Below are 17745 nucleotides of genomic sequence, written 5' to 3'. Positions count from 1 at the left end.
GACAAAGGGCAGATCAACAGGTGCAGGGTTCGCGGCGTAATCGGCCCCCTGCCCGCCTCAGGCCGTTTCCAGACAGTGACGGCGGAACGCGCGTTTCAGCATATCCAGCTCGGCACGCAGTAAATCGACCTCGGCGCGGATCTCGGGCCCCAACGCGTCTCCCATGGCGATCGAGAACGACCCAAGCTGAACGTCCGTCGCCACATCGCGGATCAGAAAGGTCTGCACCCCGTCCGACAACAGCCGGGCGGGGATCGGCACACGCAAGGTCCACTGACCGGCCTGCCCCTCGACAGGGTCGAGCGTGACATCGTCCAACGGCTGTTCGCGGTGGGTGACGGCGACCGCGGGCAGGGTTTCGCCCTCGGGCCCGTTGCGGGTCACGATCCCCTGCCAGATGCCGTTTCGGGCACATGTGGCGGTCAGGCTCAGGTCTGACATGGCAGTTTCCCTTTCACATCTCGGCCCTTGGGCGACGGGTGACGGTCAGATCGCGCAGGATGATCTGGTTCATCTCGGGGTCTTCAAAGATCAGGTCGATCCAGACCTTTTCAACCCGCTTTTCGTTCAGCCGGGTATAGGCCAGATCGAATTCCACACTCCGCGTTCCCGGGCCAATGGGCAATTCGCGCACGATCTGTTCAGTATTCGGCCCGTGGCGCACGTTCAGACGGACAAAGATCTCCAACGGTTTTTCCATTTCGACGATGGTATCAAGCTGGAGTATATGGCGCTTTTGCAGCCCCTGCGCCGCCCCGTCCGGCAGATCGACGACCAGCGACAGGAACGACCCGTCGAACCGGAACACATCCATCCGCAGACCGAAGGGTGCCAGATCGTCTTCGTGAGTATTGCGCAACTGGCGAAAGGTCAGTTCTGAAATCCGGCAGTCGTGGAATATCGTCGCCTGCTCACCGATCCGGGTGCGACTTTCGACAGCGACCTCACCGATGGCCGGAAGCGGACCGCGCCAAAGGTCGGGGCGATAGGACCAGTCGGTGCCAAGCGGTTTCTGGATCGCGTCGCTGCCGATATGTGGCAGGGCCAACCGCCCGTCTGCCGTGTGGATCACCCGGTTCAGCCGCCGTTGCAACGCGCCCGCCCTGTTGCGCAGGCGGCGCAGCTGCGCAAGGTTAAGCCCGCCCGCCTGATCGGCAAGCCGCGACCAGCGGATCAGCGCCCGCCGGTCGAACCAGATGCCAAGTGCCCGTCGCCAGCCGCCCTTCATGCCTTGCCCGCTCTGTCGTTCCTTGCGCGATGTCGACGCAAGGGTGACACGCAAAGATTGCGATCAGGGTAACACGGGCCGATCATCGACGGCTCAGAGATCCATATAGATATGGGTTTCGACGGCAGCGCCCGGATGGGTGACCGCGCCCTGCCATGTTGGCCCGACCAGTTGCGCATATTTCCACAACGCCCCGCTGGCATAGTTGGTGGGCCGTGCCCCGCCCCAAGCCGCCTTGCGCGCCGCCAGTTCGGTATCGTCCAGCGCGACGGAGAGTTCGCCCGTTGTCGCATCGATGGTGATCACGTCACCGTCTTTCAGCAGGGCAATCGGCCCGCCATAAGCCGCCTCGGGGCCGACATGGCCGATGCAGAACCCCCGCGTCGCGCCCGAGAAGCGCCCGTCGGTGATCAGCGCGACCTTCTTGCCCATCCCCTGTCCTGACAGGGCGGCGGTGGTCGACAGCATTTCGCGCATACCAGGGCCACCTGACGGGCCTTCGTTGCGGATCACCAGAACCTCGCCCTCTTTATAGGCGCGGGCCTTGACGGCCTCAAAGGCGTCTTCCTCGCACTCGAACACGCGGGCCGGACCGGTGAACACCTGTTCTTCGGGGCTCATGCCCGCCACCTTGACGATGGCGCCCTCGGGGGCAAGGTTGCCTTTCAGCCCGACGACACCGCCGGTTTTCGTGATCGGGTTGGAAACCGGGTGAATGACGCGGCCGTCGGCCTCGCCCTCCATACGATCCAGAACCGCGCCCATTTCCTCGCCGGTGCAGGTCATGCAATCCTCGTGGATCAAACCCGCCTTGCGCAATTCCTTCATCACCACGGGCACACCGCCCGCCTCGTACAAATCCTTGGCAACATAGGCGCCGCCCGGTTTCAGATCGACGAAATAGGGCGTGTCGCGGAAGATCTCGCAGACGTCATCCAGGAAGAAATCGATCCCCGCTTCATGGGCCATGGCGGGGAGGTGCAGACCGGCGTTGGTCGATCCGCCGGTGCAGGCAACAACCCGGGCCGCATTTTCCAACGACTTGCGGGTCACGATGTCGCGGGCGCGGATATTCTGTTCGATCAGCCTCATCACCGCCTCGCCCGAGGCGACAGAATACTGATCGCGGGATTCATAGGGTGCGGGTGCGCCGGACGAATTGGGCAGGGCCAGCCCGATTGCCTCGGACACACAGGCCATGGTGTTGGCGGTGAACTGGCCACCGCAGGCGCCCGCGCTGGGGCAGGCTACACGCTCAAGAATGGCAAGTGCAGCTTCGGACAGGGTGCCGTTCTGCTGGCGGCCCACCGCCTCGAACATATCCTGCACGGTCAGGTCGCGGTTAAGGAAATCCTCGGGCACGTCGGCGCCTGAAGGCACCCGGCCCGGCAGGATCGACCCGCCATAGACAAAGACCGACGGTGTGTTCAGCCGGATCATCGCCATCATCATCCCCGGCAGGGATTTGTCACACCCGGCCAGCCCGACGATGGCGTCATAGCAGTGGCCGCGCATGGTCAGCTCGACGGTGTCGGCGATGGCTTCGCGCGATGCCAGCGACGAACGCATCCCCTCGTGGCCCATGGCAATGCCGTCGGTCACGGTGATGGTGGTGAATTCGCGCGGCGTGCCGCCGCCTGCCATGACGCCCAACTTGACCGCCTGAGCCTGACGGCTCAGCGAAATATTGCAAGGTGCCGCCTCGTTCCAGCAGGTGGCAACGCCGACGAATGGCTGATCAATCTGCGCCTGATCCAGCCCCATGGCATAGTAGTAGGAACGGTGCGGCGCACGTGACGGTCCTTCGGTCACATGGCGCGAGGGCAGTCGGGATTTGTCGGTCTTGCCTTTCAGCACGGTCGTTTCTCCTTACATCACATGCCTGCGGCATACTTACATCACATGCCTTTGGCATAGGCGAGCAGGCGGATTTTCACAAGACAGATTGCCACTCACAGAGGCGACGGATAGCTTGCCGAAAACAGGCAGGTGCAATGAAAAAGACCCCGTTCGAGCGGTACGTGCAGTCCGCGCGCCGCAAGCCGCAGCTGTGGCGGCTGGTGCCGGGGGTGGTGCTGATCGTCGCCTGTGCGTTCCTGTGGATCGGTGGCCTGCTTGGGGCGGCCTGGCTGATTGGCGATGTGGACCGCGCGCTGATCTTCGCCACCGAGTTGAGCAGACCGGTCACGCCGCGCGCCGTTCTCATCCTGCTGTCGACATTTATCGGAATGGCTCTTGGACCGGTTCTGGCCGTCTGGTTGATCCATGGGCGCAGCGCGGCGTCGCTGTTTGGGCCGCGGGTGCGGGTGCTGCGCGATTTCGCGGCAGCGGCGGGGATTGTCCTTGCCGTCTATGGCATCGGGATCGCGTTGTGGTTGACGATGTATCAGCCGGAACTGAACCTTGCACCGTCCCGTTGGCTGCTGCTTCTGCCGCTCGCGCTGATCGGCGTGGCGATTCAGACCGGGGCCGAAGAGATGATATTCCGGGGATACCTGATGCAGCAGTTGGGCGCGCGGTTCGCTTCGCCTCTGGTCTGGCTTTTGCTGCCCGCGCTGGCCTTTGGGGCTGTGCATTACGATCCCGGAACGGCGGGCGTGAATGTCTGGCTGGTTGTGGTGTCGGCCACGCTGTTCGGGCTGGCGGCGGGCGATCTGACGGCGAAAACCGGCAGTCTGGGCGCCGCCTGGGGGTTTCATTTTGCCAACAATGTCATCGCCATCCTGATTCTGGCCACCAAGGGCACGATCACCGGAATGGCGCTGTTCGTCACGCCCTATGCGGTGGATGACGCGGGGCCGCTGCGTCTGCTGATGTTTGGCGATATGGGGATGCTGTTGGTGGCTTGGATGCTGGTGCGTCGCGCGCTGCGCCCTTGATTGCATTCCCGCCCCCCGGGGATTATGTCAGCGCCAACGCAGCAGAGACGAGGCAACGATGAACTGGATCTCGAACTATGTCCGGCCCAAGATCAACTCGCTGTTTTCACGGCGCGAGGTGCCCGAGAACCTGTGGACCAAGTGTCCCGAATGCGGAACCATGCTGTTTCACCGCGAGCTGAGCGACAATCTGAATGTCTGTTCGAACTGCGATCACCACATGGTGATCACCCCCCGCGCCCGGTTCGAAGCGCTGTTCGACGGTGGAATATTCAGCGAAATCGCAGTGCCCACGCCGCCCGCCGATCCGCTCCAGTTTCGCGATCAGAAGAAATATCCAGACCGCATGAAGGCCGCTCAAAGGGAAACCGGCGAGAAAGAGGCGATGCTGGTCGCCATGGGTGAAATCGGGCGCACCCCGATTGTCGCGGCTGGACAGGATTTTAGCTTCATGGCCGGGTCGATGGGCATGTATGTGGGCAACGCTATCGTTGCCGCCGCCGAAAAGGCAGTGGAAACCCGTCGCCCGCTGATCCTGTTTTCCGCCGCTGGTGGCGCGCGTATGCAGGAAGGTATCCTGTCGCTGATGCAGATGCCCCGTACAACCGTTGCGGTCGACATGCTGAAAGAGGCGGGCCTGCCCTATATCGTCGTGCTGACCCACCCCACGACGGGTGGCGTCACCGCGTCCTATGCCATGCTGGGCGACGTGCATATCGCCGAGCCCAACGCGCTGATCTGTTTCGCCGGTCCCCGGGTGATCGAACAGACGATCCGCGAAAAACTGCCCGAGGGGTTCCAGCGCGCCGAATATCTGCTGGACCACGGCATGCTGGACCGGGTGACATCGCGTCTGAAACTGCGTGACGAGCTGATCTCGATCACGCGGATGATGCTGGGCCTGCCGCCCGCTGTCGCCGGGGAATTGCCAGCACCCGAACCTGTCGAGGCGCTGCCTGAGCCCGAGCCCGAAATTGCCGATCCGGCACCGAAACCCTGATCCGCTGCGCGGGGATGATCCGATGACGACAGAAACTCAGGGTTCCGACGCGATCCTGGCGCGGATGATGGCACTGCACCCCAAGATCATCGATCTGACGCTGGACCGGATGTGGCGCCTGCTGGCCCGGCTGGGCCATCCCGAACGGGATCTGCCGCCGGTGATTCATATCGCAGGTACCAACGGCAAGGGTTCGACACAGGCGATGATCCGTGCCGGGCTGGAACAGGCGGGCCATCGCGTGCACGCCTATACCTCGCCGCATCTGGCGCGATTCCACGAACGGATCCGGCTGGCGGGCACATTGATCGAAGAAGATCACCTGACGGCGGTGCTCGACGAATGCCGCCGCGTCAACGGTGACGACAACATCACCTATTTCGAGATCACCACCTGTGCCGCTCTTCTGGCTTTTGCCCGCACGCCTGCCGATTATACCTTGCTTGAGGTCGGGCTGGGCGGACGGCTCGATGCAACGAACGTGGTGGAACAACCCCGCCTGACCGTGATCACCCCGGTGTCCATCGATCACCAGCAGTATCTGGGCGAAACTCTGGCCGAAATCGCCGGCGAAAAGGCCGGAATACTCAAGCGTGGCGTGCCCTGCATCGTGGCACGGCAGGACGATGGCGCGATGGAAGTGATCGAAAAAATCGCCGCCCGCCTGTCTGCGCCGTTGATCGCCCATGGCCAGCACTGGCATGTGGGCCGCGAACACGGGCGGTTGGTGTTTCAGGATGAAACCGGCCTGCTGGACCTGCCACCGCCGATCCTTGCGGGGCCGCATCAGTTCGACAATGCCGGTACTGCTTTGGCTGCCCTGCGTTACCTTGGAGTTGATGCGGCGGCCTGCGAGGCGGCGGTGACCGACGCCCAATGGCCCGCGCGGATGCAACGGCTCTCGCACGGGCCGCTGGTTGATCTGGCAGGCGGCGCGCCGATCTGGCTTGATGGCGGGCACAACCCGGCGGCGGGTGCGGCTGTTGCTGCAACGCTGGCCACCATGCCGGGCCCAAAGCTGCATGTGATCTGCGGCATGTTGAACACCAAGGACGTCGCGGGATTTCTGCGCCCGATCGCCCCCCACACCGCCCGACTCTATGCCGTCGACATCCCGGGCGAAACCAACACCCTGCCCGCCGAAACGACCCGTGCAGCGGCAGAGCAATGCGGCATTTCGGCCACCACCGCATCGACAGTTGCACAAGCGATCCGCGACATCGTGGCAACCGACGCCGAGGCACGGATCCTTATCTGTGGCAGTCTCTATCTGGCTGGCCGGATCCTGAGTGACAACGGATGAAATCAGAACGACCGCTTGAGTTGAGCGGGGTCGCTTTCATTCGGCCCCTCATGAATCGGCTGATCCAACCGACAGGTTAATACGCCATTGCCGTTCCAATCCACTGCCCAACATCCCTGTTTTACCCTTCCGCACCATCAAGGATCGAACCTATCGACACAGGGATAAACCGGGCGAAGGGCATCTCGGCGCGATACTGAATTATAAGATGTCCAAAAAGGGCAGTGGATTTTGTCGAGACTGGTTTCTGCACCATCAGGCGCGATCTCAAGCGCCGAATAACGCGGGAAAATATGACTCCGAACCGGTTCGGGATCTTGCCGAAATTCAACCCAGGGTATAGCTGTTTGAGAAATCAAGGTGGCATGATATATTGATCGCGCGACCTCGTACAGTTCAACGTGCCCGAAATCCGAAATGGCCGGAAGGGTTTCTAACGGCTCGGAGACGAGTTTTTTCTCCCGTCCGGTAGCGTAAGTGCCGAAACCAACTTTCCTGAGGTGCTCATGAAGATTCTCGCTGTTGATGACGACTACTTTATTCTCGAACTTCTCACGATGATCTGCGCGAGGATCGGATATAGCAAAGTTGAAACCGCATTGTCGGGTGACGTCGCTCTGGAAATGATGAACAGTGCCGACGAGGATTTCGAATGTCTGCTGCTCGACATCAATATGCCGGGAATGGATGGAATCGAGCTGTGCGAACAAATTCGCGCAATGCCGACCTATCGCAAAACCCCGATCATCATGCTGACGGCGATGACCGAAAAAACTTATATCGACAGCGCATTCCAAGCCGGTGCCACGGATTACGCGACCAAACCGATCGACATCATCGAGCTGGGTGCCCGTCTGCGGATGGCGCAAGAAGTCGTCAGCGCGCGACGCGAACTTGCAGCACTGGCTGCGCCAAAGAATGACGTCCCGGTGGCGGATGAACCGGAAAAGACATTCGACATATCCGATGAAATCCAGATCGTCGGCTTTAAAGAGCTGATCGAATACGCGGCGCTGGCCAACTATATCCTGCAACTGTCGCGGTCCGGGCTGGTCTGTTCTCAGGTGCTTGCCATCAAGATTGATCGGATCGACATGATCTTCGCGCGGGCGTCGCGTGACGAATTCACCTATGCGCTTACCGAGTTTGCCGACACCGTGCATGATGTCTTTGGACCCAGCGGTTACATGATGGCCTATGCCGGAAACGGTGCATTTGTGCTGGTCTCGAACAAGGCGACGCTGGAGCCATCCATCGGGTTGGAAAGGGAAATTCAGGACCTGCTGGACGAGAAGAATATCGAGTACGATAACGGCGACCCGCTTGATATTGAAATCTCCATCGGCAATCCGATCCGACCCAGTGCGAGCAAGACCCATCGGATCCGCAAGACGTTCGACCGTGCCATTGCCCGGGCGGAAAACCGAAGGTCGAAAAAGCAGCAAGAGCCGCGACCGACGAGCTTTCGCAAGATTGCCGGTTAGCAGACTGATCCCTCGGTCGTGCGGGCCCGCCTAAAACAATCGGCGCTGGCTCGGTTGACTGGCTGCGAGCGCGTCACTGGGGTTTTGGGCTTGGGACGGTGAACCAGAAGGTTGTGCCCTCGCCCTCGGTGCTGTCAAAATCGATCGCGCCGCCGGTCTGCTCGACGATCTGTTTTGTGATCGCCAGCCCCAGACCGGTTCCGCCCCGGGCGCGGGTCGTTGCCGAGTCGGCCTGGGAAAACGGTTGGAACAGATGCTCGCGGAAGGACTCGGGGATTTTCTCGCCGTCGCTGGTGACCGCGATCCGGACGGCGTCTTCCTGCTCTTCCACCGCCACCCTGACCGTGCTGCCGGTGTGGGCGAACTTGGCCGCGTTGGAAAGCAGGTTGGTCATGACCTGCTGAAAGCGCTGCGGATCGACCACCCCGGTCAGCGTGCGATCCGGACAGACCATATCGAACCGGACGCCGAACTTGTCGCCCGAGGCCAGATTGGCCAGAATCGCCTCTTCGACCAGTGTGACGATCCGATGCGTTGAGAGGTCGAAGCGCATCTGTTGTGCGGAAAACTTCTCGAAATCGAGAACATCGTTGATCAAGGCGTGCAGCCGGTCGCCGTTTTGCTGGGCGATGAACAACAGGCGCTGCGCCTGATCGGAAAACGGCTCGTCATCCATCGAGGACAACAGCATCAGCGATCCGAGGATCGACGTCAGCGGGGTGCGCAACTCGTGGCTGACGGTGGACACGAATTGGCTTTTCAACTCGTTCAGACGCCGCTGTTCGGTCATGTCGACGATCTGTGACACCATATGGTCGGGCCGGCCTTCGTCATCCCTTACGATGCCGACGCTCAGCGACCCCCACATCACGGCGCCATTGGCACGGATATACCGCTTTTCGAACTGATAGGAAGAAGCCTCGCCGGCCTTGATCAGATCGAGCCGGGCTTCGGTGTCTTGCTGATCCTCGCTATGGGTCAGCGCCTGAATGTCGGTGTTCACGAGATCCTGCTCGGAATAGCCGAAAAGCTCGCAGAGCGCGGGATTGACCCGGAGAAATTTGCCATCGAAACCGACGATCGCCATTCCGATCGTTGTCGACTGAAAGGCGGATCTGAACTGTTCTTCGCTTCGGCGCAGCGCGGTTTCGGTCGCCTTGCGGTCGGTGATATCGGTCATCGCGCCGCTCAGACGACTGACGTTCCCCTGCCTGTCGCGTTCGGCAATCGACATATCGCTTCGAATCCAGAGCCAGCGGGAATCGTCCTTTGATCTCAACCGGTATTCACAACTGTGCCGCTCGCATTGATCCTCGAGACAGAGTCGAACCGACTCCAGTGCCGCGTCAAGATCGTCGGGATGCACCTTTGACAGCCACTCGCGCTTCAAATCGTCGGAGTCAACCGAATCGACCCCCAGCAGCTCACGCCAGAGATCGGAAACGTTCACGGACTCGGTTTTGCGCACATAGTCGAACACGCCGATCTTTGCGCCGACGATTGCATTGTTGGCGCGCTCCAGCTCGCTGCGGGACCGCCGTTCGGCACTTACCTCATCGGCGATGTCACGCAGGACCAGCGCATGTTGAAGCCCGTTTTCGGCCTCCGTCCACACGGTCATCTGCGCGCCAAGCAGGATCCTCTGGCCGTTCGCGGTCCGTCCGGCGATGCCCTTGATGATCGCGTCAATCGCCGGCGGTTCGATATAGGCGCCAAGCTCGGCCACCGAGGTGACCGCAAGCACGTCAAAGACCGGACGGCCCACCAATTTGCCGCTGTCATAGCCGAACAGGCTGTCGGCGGCCGGATTGCAATGCAGGATCCGCCCCGTCGGCCCGACGATCATCAGCGCGACCTGAATACGCTTGAACGCATTAATAATTGGTGAATCGTTCAATTTAACCTCTGAACTCATGAAAACTCCGTTCAAACCATCGCAAGTCGTCGAGCTTTACCGCCCGAGACCATCACCGCCCCTGTCGGCGCTACGCAGGCCAAGCCTACCCGTGCATGCGTGCGTCCCCAAGCCTGCGTGCGGCATCGGCCAGACACACCGCAAGACCATTCGCGTCGAACGGCTTGGTGACGTATGCACTTGCCCCGGCGGCATAGGCCTGATCCATGTACCGCTTGTCGGTCATCGCCGTAACCATGATGATCGGGCAATCACCATAACCGGGCAAACGCCGCAGAAGATCACAGAACTCGATTCCATCCATGACTGGCATCTGAATATCAAGCAAAATACACTCAAACGGCCTGCTGGCCGAGGTAATCCGCTCCAACGCGATCCCTGCACTCGCCGCAGTTTCAATATCCGAATACCCCGCGTGGGCGACAAGCATGCTCAGGATTTCAAGAGCGGACGAATCGTCGTCGATGGCAAGTATTTTCATGGACCCATGCTTTCTCGTCGATAAGTGGCTGCGCCAATGACCAACAATCGAAGGCTCGCAAGCCCGCCTCAGCGCCATTTTTACATCAATGTGTATAAACCCAATGCCAATGTCACCGTCATGTTCCATGATCAACCAAAAGGCGACGGGATTTCCCTACTTCGCTTGCCGGTTGCGCAATAGTCTAGGGACGCACATCAGAACGCACCGGGCACCATTCGACGCACCGCTGCCTTAGGCGCTGGGATGGGTGTGTTGGATCGTCAGATCAACCAGCATCTCGCCGAACTCAGGCTCGGTTTCCGGCCCCTGGAGGGTCAGAAGATGCAGGCTTTGAAAATCGATGAAGATCTGTTCGCGTTCGGCGCTGGTAAAATCCCGGTCCGACCGCGAGAACGCGCCGATGCTTTTTGAGCCATGTTCGGAAGTCGCCATGACCGTCCAAAAGTTCAGGCCAAACTCGGTCGCCTTGTCGAAAACGCCATGCTGGTCGAATTTCTGAAGCTCATCCCAAGATGCGATCCCATCGTTGGAAAAGCCCCATTTCACAGCCGGGTCCTTCATCACTATCCCCATTTTGGAATAGTATGTCATCCAAGCATCATCATAGGTTTGAAACAGGTATTTGGGGGTCGCGAATACAACCTGAAAAGCGGCTGCAAAGCCATCGGGACTTTGCTGCTTCAGCCGCGTCAGCAATAATCTGAACTGATCCGTGAGATTCATACTGCGACTTGGCCCCATGGTTGTCAGATTAGCAAACGCCAGAACAAAAACAATTACCACCTAGGCGGACCCACGTCGATGCTGTCAAGCCTTGCCTCGGGCTGGCAAGGGTTTAATAGGTCGATTGAGATTGGCAGCCGGAGTCAACAGCAGCCAAAAATCCAGTGCCAGGTAGCGTTCGTCTGTTTTGTCGATGAACTGCTGCATCGCCCTCAAATCCTCTTGCCCACAGCAAGGTAGTCGTCGATAGCGTTTTTTCTGAGGCATGAGATCGATAGCTTTCCAGCGGCCTTGTGTCAAACATTTGCTTGCCGCCGCATCTGTACCGTTGCGTCCTGTGCCCCTGCGCTGGTGGCATGGATCGCGGGCATCGCCAGGATCGCATAGGACCGTCCGTCATGCTTGTTGCGGTATTTCTCGCCCACCTGCTCGACCTCATAGCCAAGTTTGCGCAATGACCGGCGGAACCCCGGGACCGTCAACGTCACCAGATCATCCGACCCCTGACGAATCGCCAGTTCAACAAGCCCCTGCACCACAAGGGCAAGACATTCCTGACGGTCCTCGGGCGAGGCAATCTGGTCCGACAGGACTAGGCGCGTACATTCCGAGGCTTTGGCGAAGGATTGTGGGTTTGGCAGAAGATCCGCCGGGATTCCGTCGATGCGCCCCTCGGCCGCATCCTGAAGCATGCACCCATGGGTGCCCCATTTGTCGGAAAACCGCATCACCCGCGCGCCCGCCACAAGCCGCCCGTTCATGATCACAACGGAATAGGCCGCAGTGGGATTGTCGTACTGGTCCATCTCGACTTCGTCATTGTGCGGGATGTCCCAGGCCAGCGTATCGACGAAGAATCGCTTACGTAAAGTAAGGAATTCATAGAACGCTGATCCGTGCAAATGCATATTTGACAGATCGAAAATCTTTCCGACGATTTGATTTTTCATTTGTTATGCTCACGTTGCCTGAGTTTTTAGAGCCGCGCAAACTTTACGCAGCCGACTTCCCGCTATGGGCGAGTACGTGGCATTAGTGTGTCGAAATGGCGCTCAAATCCAGCCATATTCTTTGGCTTCACCAACCGCTTGGGTATTGGTGCGCGCGCCCAGCTTGGACCTGGCGTTCGAAAGGCGCAATTTTACCGCGCTTTCGCTGATACTCAATTGATGGGCGATTTCTTTCAACTGGAGACCAGAAGCCAGCATCCCGAGCGTGCCGATTTCTGCCTTGGTCAGGACGCGCGCAGGCTCGACACCCTGATGCAGCTCAACGACCGCAGCGTGCAAAATGTCCAGCTCGTGATCCTCGAATTCGCGATCAGATCGGGCGAAGGAGCCGAAAGAGCGCAACCCCGGCATGTCGTCCTGCATCACGCTGATCGCGGCACCATAACGAAGCCCGAACAACGCGGCTGTTTTCAGAACGTCGCGATCGTCTTCGTGCAAGATAGCGCTCCAACGGGTTTGACCGGAGGTGTCGTAAACCCAACGGATCACCGGATCGAAAATCATGAACCCGTCTCGGGTGTAGATTTCGATCCACTCTTGCGGAAGCGAATTTCGCTCGAATTCGGGAAAGGCAAAGCCAACGCGCAGGGCAAGGTGATACCCAGCCGTGGCCAGCCCATCGAATTCATAGCCGTCAAGGAGGCTGTCAATTGGTTTCATATGTCGCTGACCCCGCCCGGCTCTCGCAGCGGGTATCTGCAGTTCTGGGATGTGTTCAAAATGAATTGCCGGGTCGGGCCCACAATAGGTTGGGCGTTACTAGTAAAGTATATACTCCGTAGAAACCTAAGCCATCAAGTCTAAGACAGCGTGGCGCCGCAAAATGAGCCAACGGTGCACCCATCGCGTCGCACCGCCGAAAGGCGATTGACCGAGATGATCGGCTTGTTTTGCTCTTGTTGCAAGAGATCCGGGGCGCACGAAAAGAAGTATCGGCGCGGATCAATGATAGACCGGCCTCGCGCCCTGGGCACGCTGCCGCGAAACGAATACTCCGAAATACAATTCGCGCGTGAGTCGCAGGCTCACACTGAGATTCGCAGGGACGGACCCCAACCATCTTTGCCCGAGCCGCGGTGTTCGGCCAATACGATTGCATTGCCAAAGGCGACTACGGCGCGCTGTGCACGTTCGGCATTCGGGCGTACCGGCCCACCGATAGCCACGGTGATCTGCGGCAATCCCCTCGCCTCGAACACTGGCAGCCATAGACTGACGGCCTGTTCGATTTTACGCTCGGTGGCGGTCCGGTCCTTGGCGATCTGGTCAGACCGGTTCCCCGACTGGGTCACGATCAGAAGATCGCCGTTTTCGGCATAGGCCATCAATGTGTGTTCATCGGTAAACTGTGTGCCTGCTGCCCCGGCCACATCGGAAAGAAACTCGGCAAACTCCTGCGGGGATGCGTGTGCGTAGATCTTATCCATCGGCTCGGTTCTGAGCGCGAAAACTTCGATCGAGGCTGTCTCTCGCGCGTCGATTCTGGTGAGATAATTCACCAACATCGCGCGGTCGACAAGGTTGTCGTCGCCATCAAGATGCAGATTCTCGGGCAGACTAAAGACCTTCTCATGCCGCATATGTCCCGGCTTGAGGATGGATGTGTTGAGCCGGGCCTGAGTAACCTCGTCCTGCGCCAGCCTGAGCCGCGTCCCCAGTTCCTTGATGTCGAAAGGTTTGGTCGCGTAATCCGTAGCGCCAGCGCGAAATGCATCGCCCATATTTTTCAGATCGCGCATGCCTGTCAGCATGATGATCGGCGTCGTGCGATAAGCTTCAAGAGCGCGGATGTGGCGGCAAAGCTCGATCCCGTCCATCCCGGGCATGCTGATATCCACCAGCAGACAATCAAAGGCCGGATCGTCAGTGAGAATGCTCAGCGCGCTGGCTCCAGACGCGGCAGAGGTCACCTGGGTAAAGCCATTTTTCGCCGTGATCATCGGCAGCAATTCAAGGATGAAGGGATCGTCGTCGACCGCGAGTATCCGCATCGATGATTGCGCAGTCTGGGCCGTTGGTTTGGCCTGCGCAGGCACGGCGGTCTGTTCGGGACGATCGAGAATCTCTTCCTTCTCCTGCATCCCAAGGACCAGCCGGATTCCGGCCAGACCAAATACGGTCAGGGACCCGACCGCGGCATAGCTTGCCAATCCAATCCACATCGAAGCGCCAAGCAACCAAGCGGCCGCGAATGCGAACATACCCAAAAAGCTTCCGACGATGATATATCCGACGATCATGATGATTCTCTTTAAGAAAAGACATATTTCAACTTAAAGGAGAAAATTGAGGTTGCAACACATACCGTTAGAATTTGTATGTACGGACGACCCTCGTACCATTCTCGCACCATCATTGTTTGCGGCATAAATTGATGTTCTCGCCGCATTAATCGCCGATTTCACCCGGTGCTGCGCGCATTTGACGCAATCACGGAAGGCCAAATAGAAATCCGCGCAACTTTAGGAGCTTCAGATTTCCGCAGGCGAAGCTTTCGATCCGGCGGGCCCGCGCAATCATCCCACCGAGCTTTTAGAATCACGTCTTGTGGGTGACGGAACGATTTTCGAGCGCCGGCGATCAACAACTGCGCCATCTCCTGCTACACCCGCATCTGCAGCCCCTCGACTAGGCCCGCATCTGCGCCGCTGACATCCCGGACGAGCCGTACACCCCGCCCGCCAAATCGATCCTCGGGAAAGCGTCTTTCAGGTGGGGCCTCCGGGGTTGCATGCCGCCGTCTTCGCAGCTTAGCTACCCGTCATGACACCGCATCTCCTCAGTTTCGGACAGGGCTATTGCGCCCAAGCGTTGGCCCGACTGCTGTTGCCACAGGGCTGGCGGATCACCGGCACGACCCGCAGCGCCGACAAGGTGGCGATCCTGCGGGACACCGGCATCGCCCCGCTGGTCTGGCCCGGCGAAGACCCGCGCCCCGCCCTGTCCACCGCAACCCACCTGTTGCTGTCGGTCGCGCCCGGTCAAGACGGAGATCCGGTGCTCGCCGCGCTTGCCGATGATATCGCGGAGGCGAAAAATCTGCGCTGGATCGGGTATCTGTCCACCACCGGCGTTTATGGCGATCAGGGCGGTGGCTGGGTGGACGAAACGTCACCGCTCACACCGTCGACCCAACGGGGACAGTTACGGGTTCAGGCGGAAACCGCATGGCGGGCATTGGCCGACGCAAATGACCTGCCGCTGATGATCTTCCGGTTGGCTGGCATCTATGGTCCCGGGCGCGGCCCCTTCGCCAAGGTAAGAAACGGCACGGCACGGCGGATCATCAAACCCGGGCAGGTGTTTTCCCGAATCCATGTGGATGATATTGCCCGGGTTTTGGCAGCCTCGATCGACCGACCCGATCCCAGTGCCGTCTATAACCTGTGTGACGACGATCCCGCCCCGCCTGAAGACGTGATCGCCCACGCCGCACGGCTGTTGGGCCTGCCGGTGCCCCCTGCCGAGCCTTTCGAAACCGCCGAAATGTCGAAAATGGCGCGCAGTTTCTACGCCGAAAGCAAACGGGTGGATAATACCCGCATCAAGACCGCGCTGGGGGTGCAATTGCTCTATCCCGACTATCGCGCCGGGCTGGCTGCGCTGCTGGCGGACAATTCCAAGGATCAGAGCCCGGCCTGATTTTCAATCGCCCGGGCGATACAGCCCAAAGATGGCACCTTCAGCGCCATTCGCAAGAGCCCAAATTACCGGAGCAATAAATCCTCGGTCCGGTATCCCACTTATTCCGGTGTCCCTGCCCCAGCCACGTCCAACACCTTGCGCTCGATATCTGCGGCGTTCAGCCCGGCCATTGCATACATGTCAGCCGGAGATGCCTGATCGATAAACGTGTCGGGCAAGACCATGGAGCGGAATTTTAAGCCACCGTCGAAGACGCCCTCTTCGGCCAACAGTTGCGCAACGTGCGATCCAAAACCGCCGATTGCACCTTCCTCGATGGTAATCAGCGCCTCATGATCGCGCGCCAGTGCCAGAATCAGCTCACGGTCCAGCGGCTTGGCAAACCTTGCGTCGGCGATGGTGGGCGTGATGCCCTGCGCCGCCAGCGATTCGCAGGCCGTCTCGACCTCGGACAACCGGGTGCCGAACGACAGGATGGCAACGCCCGACCCCTGCCGGATCATCCGCCCTTTGCCGATCTCCAGAGGAACGCCCCGTTCGGGCATCGTCACCCCAGTGCCCTCGCCCCGGGGAAAGCGGAACGCGATGGGCCCGTCGTCATAGGCCACAGCAGTGGCAACCATATGCACCAACTCGGCCTCGTCTGCGGCGGCCATGACGACGAAACCGGGCAGGTTCGCAAGAAAGGCGATGTCAAAGGCGCCCGCATGAGTGGCCCCGTCGGCCCCCACCAACCCGGCACGGTCGATGGCAAAACGGACCGGCAACCGCTGGATCGCCACATCATGCACCACCTGATCGTAGCCGCGCTGCAGGAACGTCGAATAGATCGCGCAGAACGGTTTCATCCCGCCCGCAGCCAGCCCGGCGCAGAAGGTCACGCCATGCTGTTCGGCGATCCCGACGTCGAAACACCGGCTGGGATAACGCTCGGCAAACAGGTTCAGCCCGGTGCCGTCCGGCATCGCCGCCGTCACCGCAACCACCTTGTCGTCATTGGCGGCGTGTTCGATCAGCGCCCGCGCAAAGACCGAGGTATAGGACGGCGCGTTGCTTTTCGCCTTGGCCTGCTCTCCGGTCGCCACATCAAACTTGCCGACACCGTGCCCCTTGTCAGGGGCACCTTCAGCAGGAGCATAGCCCTTGCCCTTTTTGGTGATGACATGGATCAGGACCGGCCCGGTCGCCCGGTCGTGCACCGTGCGCAGCACCGGCAGCAACTGGTCCAGATCATGCCCGTCGATCGGCCCGACATATGAAAACCCCAGCTCGCCAAACAGGGTGCCGCCCACGGCCAGGCCCTTCAGCAGCTCCTTGGCCCGCCGCGCACCCTCTTGAAATGGCGGCGGCAGGAATGACACCGCTCCCTTGGCCAGCGCTTTGAACTCTTGAAATGGTGCCCCGGCATATAGACGCGACAGATAGGCGGACATGGCACCCACAGGCGGCGCGATGCTCATCTCGTTGTCGTTCAGGATCACGATCAGCCGCTTTCCCATATGCCCGGCGTTGTTCAGCGCTTCGAAAGCCATGCCCGCCGACATCGCCCCGTCGCCGATCACCGCAATCGCATCGCCCAATGCGGGATCGGGTGCGCCGCCCAGATCACGCGCCACAGCAAACCCCAGCGCGGCGGAAATCGACGTGCTGGAATGGGCCGCGCCAAACGGATCATAGGGCGATTCGCTGCGTTTGGTAAAACCCGACAACCCGTCCTTCTGGCGGATCGTCAGCATCCGGTCGCGCCGCCCGGTCAGCACCTTGTGGGGATAAGACTGATGCGACACGTCCCAGATCAACCGGTCCCTCGGCGTATCGAACACCGCATGCAGGGCCACGGTCAATTCGACGACACCCAATCCCGCGCCCAGATGCCCGCCGGTCTGGCTGACCGCATGGATCACCTCGGCCCGCAACTCGCCCGCCAGCCGTTTCAGGTCTGGATCGGACAGGTGACGCATATCGGCAGGTCCGGCGATCCGGTCCAGAAGGGGGGTTTGCGGTTTGGCCGTCATCGAATTCTCCTCGTGCCGCACCATAGCAGCCGCGCCCGGCGCGAACAGCGCGAAAGTCC

At 60.2% G+C, this 17745-nt stretch carries 16 protein-coding genes; 5 read left to right on the top strand and 11 right to left on the bottom strand.

The genetic code is table 11. The features are described from left to right. Positions 1 to 57 precede the first annotated feature (57 nt). The 3 genes from FQ320_RS03245 to ilvD form a co-directional block, all read right to left on the bottom strand. A complete protein-coding gene (locus FQ320_RS03245; RefSeq protein ID WP_148469982.1) occupies positions 58 to 441 on the bottom strand; it encodes a hypothetical protein in 384 nt (127 codons plus the stop codon). Between the two features lie 13 nt (positions 442 to 454). Continuing rightward, positions 455 to 1228: a DUF6478 family protein gene (locus tag FQ320_RS03240; RefSeq protein WP_148469980.1), complete on the bottom strand. Its 774-nt coding sequence runs from the start codon at positions 1226 to 1228 to the stop codon at positions 455 to 457. 93 nt (positions 1229 to 1321) lie between these two features. Then, a complete protein-coding gene (gene ilvD / locus FQ320_RS03235) occupies positions 1322 to 3085 on the bottom strand; it encodes a dihydroxy-acid dehydratase (RefSeq protein ID WP_148469978.1) in 1764 nt (587 codons plus the stop codon). Between the two features lie 137 nt (positions 3086 to 3222). Here ilvD and FQ320_RS03230 point away from each other — a divergent pair, with 137 nt between their 5' ends. The 4 genes from FQ320_RS03230 to FQ320_RS03215 all read left to right on the top strand — a co-directional run bounded on the left by FQ320_RS03230 (position 3223) and on the right by FQ320_RS03215 (position 7894). Continuing rightward, on the top strand, positions 3223 to 4107 hold the full coding sequence (locus FQ320_RS03230) for a CPBP family intramembrane glutamic endopeptidase (protein WP_148469976.1): 885 nt from the start codon (positions 3223 to 3225) through the stop codon (positions 4105 to 4107). Positions 4108 to 4165: 58 nt separating this feature from the next. Next, positions 4166 to 5107: an acetyl-CoA carboxylase, carboxyltransferase subunit beta gene (gene accD / locus FQ320_RS03225; protein WP_148469974.1), complete on the top strand. Its 942-nt coding sequence runs from the start codon at positions 4166 to 4168 to the stop codon at positions 5105 to 5107. Positions 5108 to 5129: 22 nt separating this feature from the next. Continuing rightward, on the top strand, positions 5130 to 6410 hold the full coding sequence (locus FQ320_RS03220; RefSeq protein ID WP_255509348.1) for a folylpolyglutamate synthase/dihydrofolate synthase family protein: 1281 nt from the start codon (positions 5130 to 5132) through the stop codon (positions 6408 to 6410). A 506-nt stretch (positions 6411 to 6916) separates the two neighbouring features. Beyond that, complete coding sequence (locus tag FQ320_RS03215) at positions 6917 to 7894, top strand: PleD family two-component system response regulator (RefSeq protein ID WP_148469972.1); 978 nt, start codon at positions 6917 to 6919, stop codon at positions 7892 to 7894. 73 nt (positions 7895 to 7967) lie between these two features. Here FQ320_RS03215 and FQ320_RS03210 read toward each other — a convergent pair whose 3' ends face one another. The 7 genes from FQ320_RS03210 to FQ320_RS03185 all read right to left on the bottom strand — a co-directional run bounded on the left by FQ320_RS03210 (position 7968) and on the right by FQ320_RS03185 (position 14266). Next, positions 7968 to 9809 carry a PAS domain-containing sensor histidine kinase gene (locus FQ320_RS03210; protein ID WP_148469970.1) on the bottom strand — a complete coding sequence of 614 codons (1842 nt, stop codon included), beginning with the start codon at positions 9807 to 9809 and terminating at the stop codon, positions 7968 to 7970. A gap of 85 nt (positions 9810 to 9894) precedes the next feature. Beyond that, complete coding sequence (locus FQ320_RS03205) at positions 9895 to 10290, bottom strand: response regulator (protein ID WP_187393743.1); 396 nt, start codon at positions 10288 to 10290, stop codon at positions 9895 to 9897. Between the two features lie 234 nt (positions 10291 to 10524). After that, complete coding sequence (locus FQ320_RS03200) at positions 10525 to 11016, bottom strand: autoinducer binding domain-containing protein (RefSeq protein WP_255509347.1); 492 nt, start codon at positions 11014 to 11016, stop codon at positions 10525 to 10527. An 84-nt stretch (positions 11017 to 11100) separates the two neighbouring features. Beyond that, positions 11101 to 11223 carry a hypothetical protein gene (locus tag FQ320_RS26290; protein ID WP_255509346.1) on the bottom strand — a complete coding sequence of 41 codons (123 nt, stop codon included), beginning with the start codon at positions 11221 to 11223 and terminating at the stop codon, positions 11101 to 11103. Between the two features lie 89 nt (positions 11224 to 11312). Beyond that, on the bottom strand, positions 11313 to 11966 hold the full coding sequence (locus tag FQ320_RS03195) for an acyl-homoserine-lactone synthase (RefSeq protein WP_148469966.1): 654 nt from the start codon (positions 11964 to 11966) through the stop codon (positions 11313 to 11315). A 102-nt stretch (positions 11967 to 12068) separates the two neighbouring features. Continuing rightward, positions 12069 to 12686: an autoinducer binding domain-containing protein gene (locus tag FQ320_RS03190; RefSeq protein ID WP_148469964.1), complete on the bottom strand. Its 618-nt coding sequence runs from the start codon at positions 12684 to 12686 to the stop codon at positions 12069 to 12071. Positions 12687 to 13051: 365 nt separating this feature from the next. Further along, positions 13052 to 14266, bottom strand: coding sequence for a PleD family two-component system response regulator (locus FQ320_RS03185; protein WP_148469962.1), 1215 nt, complete (start codon positions 14264 to 14266; stop codon positions 13052 to 13054). 523 nt (positions 14267 to 14789) lie between these two features. Between FQ320_RS03185 and FQ320_RS03180 the strand changes: the two genes are divergently transcribed. Continuing rightward, the gene (locus FQ320_RS03180; RefSeq protein ID WP_148469960.1) at positions 14790 to 15668 is read left to right on the top strand and encodes an SDR family oxidoreductase; all 879 of its coding nucleotides are present in this window, start codon (positions 14790 to 14792) and stop codon (positions 15666 to 15668) included. Positions 15669 to 15769: 101 nt separating this feature from the next. Here the strand turns inward: FQ320_RS03180 and dxs are convergent, their stop codons facing one another. After that, a complete protein-coding gene (gene dxs, locus FQ320_RS03175) occupies positions 15770 to 17686 on the bottom strand; it encodes a 1-deoxy-D-xylulose-5-phosphate synthase (RefSeq protein ID WP_148469958.1) in 1917 nt (638 codons plus the stop codon). Between the last annotated feature and the right edge of the window lie 59 nt (positions 17687 to 17745).

The sequence above is a fragment of the Oceaniovalibus sp. ACAM 378 genome, assembly GCF_008085915.1.
Lineage (GTDB): Bacteria > Pseudomonadota > Alphaproteobacteria > Rhodobacterales > Rhodobacteraceae > Oceaniglobus.
Note: the sequence above shows the minus strand (reverse complement) of the source record. Positions and strands in the feature narration are given on the sequence as shown.